The following is a 5070-nucleotide window of genomic DNA, read 5'->3' as shown; positions in this document are numbered from 1 at the left end:
AGAGCACTTGACTTTTAATCAAGTTGTCCGGGGTTCGAATCCCCGATGTCTCATTAACAAAAATTGTGGAAGTGTTGAAAATCAGCACTTCCGCTTTTTTTATGTCTTAAAATTTTGATTGACCTATGATTGACTACAAACAAGCAACCATTCCAAGCAATAATTCTTCATCTTCTGTTATGTCCATGTAGTAAGAATTTAAAGTAGTTTCTAATTCTTCATGTCCTGCAAATAACTGAACTGATTCTTATTCGCTAAATTATCAAGCAGATTAGAAATAACATTTCTACGAACTTTGTGAGAAGATTTTTTGATAATGTTAACTTTATCGCGATAACTGGATAAGCAAGTGTTAATACGTTGACGATTGAAGTTGTGACTGTTTTCATTCAAAAATATGAAATCACTTTTAAGATTATGTCTTTCATTCCAAAATTTAACTTGTGTTAAAATGTAAAGTGCTTCTGGTGTAAGTGGTAGCACACGATTGCCCGCTTGTGTCTTTTTGTTTCAACAACTTCATGTACAGAACTTGCGACCTTTTCCATTTTATCATTGTATTTATCATAAATAACTTCTTGTCTTTGAATGTGGATTGTATTTTTCTTGTAGTTAATATCAGACCATTTCAAAGCAATCAATTCTCCAACTCTTAAACCTAATTGGAGAGAAAGCAAAACAGCATAAGGTGCAATATCATAATAATTTGCTTTATCTGTTATCATGTAATTTCTTAATAGGTCACGTTCTTTATTGAAAACAACTTCTTCTTTGGTCTTACGTTCTGGCTGAACAATGATTGCAGTTGATACCTGTAAATCGTTCATAGTATTTTTGGTAATATATTCTTTTTCAAGAGCATATTTAAAAAATGAAAAAGGTTAGTGCATATATAACCAAGTACATTAAAAAGGAACTTATTTCTAACACAAAAGGAAAGCACCAATATTTATGTAGTAGAAACTTAGACACTGCACAAGTTGATTATATTATGTTGGAATATATAGAAATGTTTTTACATAGTGTTGAAACCAATCCAAAGGTGTGTAATCGAAAGAAGTACATAAACGAAACAACAGGACAAGAGATTGAATATATTAAGGTTGAAAAATAAGTGGTGATATAGAAAGGTGAGTGATATAATACCAGTGATACAAATAGGAATTTGTTAACAAGATTAAATCAAAAGATATGGAGATGAAGTAGATGAATATTGATGATTCTATGATTAAAAGCTATTTAATGGGAAAAGATGATTCTAAGTATCATTGGCTCTTTAGTAGCATATTGGATAGTGGAGAATATATTTTTGAGAGTCCTAACAGTGAATATAGAGAAAATGTCAGAGAATTATACATAAGAATGTATGAAGCCTTAATGGATTTTACGCCATATAATGTAGAATTGTTTTCGACATTGTTTCACAGTTGGAAAGACTTAATAAATGATGTGAATATAATACTATCTGTAGGTTGTCCAGCGCCTTATGATGCAATGGTTCGTGAACACGATGGAAGAGAATATATTATTTTTGATTTAATAAGATTTTTGAGTTATGGAAAAACTGGAGATGATTTATTACCAATGATTATCAGATTGATAACGCATGAAATAACGCATATTTGCATTCATGTTGATTATCCTGTTGCTACTGATACATATGAAAAAAACTAAGCCATATTACATTTGATGACGGGTTTGCACATCTATTGGCTTTCAATGATGACATTCTACTCTATGATTTTAGTTCAATGATAAATGCACATTATCAGGAATCAGTAAATATATTAAAACAGGCGTTGTTTGAAACGAACGAATTGAGACAGAAAGAGTATTTAGAAACCTCAAATAGTGGTGCGTATTGGGATAAATTTGCAGCAATTAGCGGAAAACTCTATTTAGCAGACCATATTGGTAATTTATTAGATATATACAAGGCTGGTCCATCTGCTATGATATCAGGTATACTGAAAGAAGATTAATTGCCAAATTCAAATTTGTAGGAGTAAAATTACTTGATCTCGATAAGAACGTCCTATCATAACTTTCATAGTATTAGATAAAAACATAGTGTTTCCTACAATCTTATATATATGTGCCATGTTTACGATGTAGCAACGATGACAGCGGACAAATTCATTAAGGAGATAACTTATAATATTGCCAAATGTTGAATAATGTGAGTATGATTTAGTAGTTGTGAAGATGTCTACATAATGATTATGGCTAGAGAAGACAAGAATATTTGTATAAGAAATCTGAATAATTTCTTACCTACTGTGAATACATATGTATTACCTGACAAATCTCTTGCAACTTCATCCATACATGGCTTCAAGGAATCTAATGTGATAGGCTTTAGTAGATAGTTAAGTGCATGAACCTCATATCCCTGAAAAACGTATTCACGGAAAGCGGTTAGAAAAATTATATTCCCATTATAGCCGTTTACTCTTAATATTTTTGCAATTGAAATGCCATTCATACCGCTTAATTGAATATCAAGAAAAAAAATTAAAGATTCATATTGACTATTTTTAAGAAAATAATACTCTCCAGATAAATAAGAAAAAAGTACAAGTTCTAATTGCTTGTCTCCACTCCAATTATGTAATTCTGATGTAAGTCTATATAATTCTACAAGTTGATCTCCAATAATCGTTATTTTAATTTTTAATATTTTGTACCTCTCTTAATGGAATCATAATATGTACGGTGAATTTCTCTGCCTCAGGTATGATATTAATAATACCGGTCTGCTCCATTGACAATCGATTTTATTCTTTTTATCCCAATTCCATGTCCCTCATCTTCTTTTGAAGAAATAAATGATTTATCAGTTCTTTGTTTGACAATATTATTATAGGTATTCTCACTATGAATTATTACCATGTTGTGATAAGGTTTTATATAGAATAGGATCCAAGATTTTTTATTTGCATTGGAATCAGTATAGCGTTGACAGGCTTCTATGGCATTGTCAAGCAAGTTACCAAGTAGAGAAGAAAATGCCACTAAATCCAAAGGAAACGGTTCAGGAACGAGTACAGAATAATCCATCGTTATGCCATTCTGTACTGCATATAAGAGTTTACTAGATAGGATACAATCAATTATAGTGTTTCCTGTCGAAAGTAAATAATGAGTTTGTTGCAACTTATTGTGATAAGTTTGAATATAGTCCTTTAATTTTTGGGATTCATTATTCTCAGATAAAGTCTGAATTACATCAAGATGAATTTCAATATCATGTTTCATTTTACGAAGGGCTTCAGTGGATTTAAGTATGTTCTGATATTGTTGTTCTTCTAATTCAAATTGCTTAGATTGCTCTATAAGTTGTATATTCTGTTCTTTAGATAAACCAAGCTGATAGATAAAAAGTAACAACACTAGAAAAAGAGTCGTAAAAAATATATTTATTAGTAACAAACTATCCATTAATTTATTTTGATCACCCTGTTGGGAAGCAAAAAGTGATACAAGTGACAATATTATATGGGAATTTCATCCTGACATAAGTCAATACAGCTTAAAGGAAGTTTGTTATTATCTGCTTATATTCTCTGTATTAATATTAATAATGGGAAAATATTTGGAAACACAGAGAATAAACAAAAAAAACTTGAAATTGATTCTCTATCAAAAGGTATCACGCTGGTGGCATAGACTATGCCTGAAAATTCTAACTCTGAGTGTTATAGAAATTACAATTCTCTTTCTCTTTGCTGTAATGGGAAAAATGATAATGGAACATCAGGTATTGAGAGGTAGATGGTACATGGCATATATTCTATATGAATATAAATTTATTTGAAATACATAATTTTCTATTATATAAATTTATGCTATACTTGCCTATAGAAATAATAAAAATTGAAGATTATTATATTACTTAGCTAATATATAAATAAATTATAAATATATGGAGGTAGTAAAATGAAATTAGGATTTATATGTTGTGGTCACATGGCAAGTGCTATGTTAGGTGGGATTATTAAGAATAATATTGTTGCATGTAATGATATTATTTCCTCAGATTTAAATATAAAAGCATTAGAGGAGGCTAAGAATACACTTGGCATTCATGTTACTACAGATAATAAAGAGGTAGTTGAGCAAGCCGAAATTATAGTCCTTTCCATTAAGCCTCAGTTCTACGCAAGTGTTATTGACGAAATTAAGGAACTTATTAAAGATAACCAGATAATTATCACAATAGCACCTGGACAAACCTTAGATGGGCTAAAAGCAGCATTTGGACGTGAGGTAAAGATTGTACGGACTATGCCTAATACACCAGCATTAGTAAGTGAAGGAATTACGGCTATGTGTTATAACAAGAATGTATCAGAGAAAGAGGCTGAGTTGGTGGCATCTATTTTATCTGGTTTTGGTAAAGTTGAGGTAGTTACTGAAAATCTAATGGATGCAGTAGTTGGAGTAAGTGGAAGTTCACCTGCATATGTCTTTATGTTTATTGAAGCATTGGCGGATGGTGCTGTAGCTGCAGGAATGCCACGTGACAAAGCATATACATTTGCAGGTCAAGCAGTACTCGGAAGTGCAAAAATGGTCCTTGAGACTGGAAAGCATCCAGGAGAATTAAAAGATATGGTATGTTCGCCAGCAGGTACAACAATTGAAGCAGTCCGTGTACTTGAAAAAGAAGGTTTTAGAAGTAGTGTCATGGAAGCAGTAAAGGCTTGTATTGATAAAGCAAGAAGCTTATAGAACATAGATTATAGAAGGTATATTACAGAAAGTAGCTTATAGAAAATAGATTATGAGAAATACTATATTCAAAACTTTTTATGAACGACGCTTATAGAGATAATGTTATTGAAGTCTATAGACGTGATTATAATGAATTAGTATATAAATATAATGAGAAATCATTGCTATAAATAATAACTATATCATTGAATTGGGGTTCTACATTATGGAAAATATATTAGATAAGAATAATAAAAATTTAAATATAGTGGGTAGGTATACTTGGCAAGATGATATTCTATATCTGGGGTACTCAGCATCTTATATTGAATTTAATTTTAAAGGGACAAAAAT

The 5070-nt window shown here is 30.8% G+C and carries 9 protein-coding genes; 4 read left to right on the top strand and 5 right to left on the bottom strand.

Features of this window, described 5'->3' with window-relative positions:
* Nucleotides 1-210: 210 nt before the first annotated feature.
* Nucleotides 211-483, bottom strand: a complete 273-nt coding sequence (locus ACW2QF_RS17520) for a hypothetical protein (RefSeq protein ID WP_455717306.1) — start codon at nucleotides 481-483, stop codon at nucleotides 211-213.
* On the bottom strand, nucleotides 447-827 hold the full coding sequence (locus ACW2QF_RS17515; protein WP_455717305.1) for a hypothetical protein: 381 nt from the start codon (nucleotides 825-827) through the stop codon (nucleotides 447-449). The genes ACW2QF_RS17520 and ACW2QF_RS17515 overlap by 37 nt, the downstream gene beginning before the upstream one ends.
* A gap of 44 nt (nucleotides 828-871) precedes the next feature.
* Here ACW2QF_RS17515 and ACW2QF_RS17510 point away from each other — a divergent pair, with 44 nt between their 5' ends.
* The 3 genes from ACW2QF_RS17510 (at nucleotide 872) to ACW2QF_RS17500 (ending at nucleotide 1982) form a co-directional block, all read left to right on the top strand.
* Nucleotides 872-1114 carry a hypothetical protein gene (locus ACW2QF_RS17510; protein ID WP_455717304.1) on the top strand — a complete coding sequence of 81 codons (243 nt, stop codon included), beginning with the start codon at nucleotides 872-874 and terminating at the stop codon, nucleotides 1112-1114.
* 92 nt (nucleotides 1115-1206) lie between these two features.
* Nucleotides 1207-1674: a hypothetical protein gene (locus ACW2QF_RS17505; RefSeq protein ID WP_455717303.1), complete on the top strand. Its 468-nt coding sequence runs from the start codon at nucleotides 1207-1209 to the stop codon at nucleotides 1672-1674.
* Between the two features lie 77 nt (nucleotides 1675-1751).
* Nucleotides 1752-1982: a hypothetical protein gene (locus ACW2QF_RS17500; protein ID WP_455717302.1), complete on the top strand. Its 231-nt coding sequence runs from the start codon at nucleotides 1752-1754 to the stop codon at nucleotides 1980-1982.
* A 9-nt stretch (nucleotides 1983-1991) separates the two neighbouring features.
* Here ACW2QF_RS17500 and ACW2QF_RS17495 read toward each other — a convergent pair whose 3' ends face one another.
* The 3 genes from ACW2QF_RS17495 to ACW2QF_RS17485 all read right to left on the bottom strand — a co-directional run bounded on the left by ACW2QF_RS17495 (nucleotide 1992) and on the right by ACW2QF_RS17485 (nucleotide 3441).
* Complete coding sequence (locus ACW2QF_RS17495; protein WP_455717308.1) at nucleotides 1992-2207, bottom strand: LytTR family transcriptional regulator DNA-binding domain-containing protein; 216 nt, start codon at nucleotides 2205-2207, stop codon at nucleotides 1992-1994.
* A 2-nt stretch (nucleotides 2208-2209) separates the two neighbouring features.
* Nucleotides 2210-2515, bottom strand: a complete 306-nt coding sequence (locus ACW2QF_RS17490) for a LytR/AlgR family response regulator transcription factor (protein WP_455717307.1) — start codon at nucleotides 2513-2515, stop codon at nucleotides 2210-2212.
* Nucleotides 2516-2742: 227 nt separating this feature from the next.
* A complete protein-coding gene (locus tag ACW2QF_RS17485) occupies nucleotides 2743-3441 on the bottom strand; it encodes a sensor histidine kinase (RefSeq protein WP_455717301.1) in 699 nt (232 codons plus the stop codon).
* A 498-nt stretch (nucleotides 3442-3939) separates the two neighbouring features.
* Here ACW2QF_RS17485 and proC point away from each other — a divergent pair, with 498 nt between their 5' ends.
* Entirely contained in the window at nucleotides 3940-4734 is a 795-nt protein-coding gene (gene proC / locus ACW2QF_RS17480) for a pyrroline-5-carboxylate reductase (RefSeq protein WP_455717300.1), read from the top strand.
* Nucleotides 4735-5070 lie beyond the last annotated feature (336 nt).

The sequence above is a fragment of the Anaerosporobacter sp. genome (genome assembly GCF_965301125.1).
Note: the sequence above shows the minus strand (reverse complement) of the source record. Positions and strands in the feature narration are given on the sequence as shown.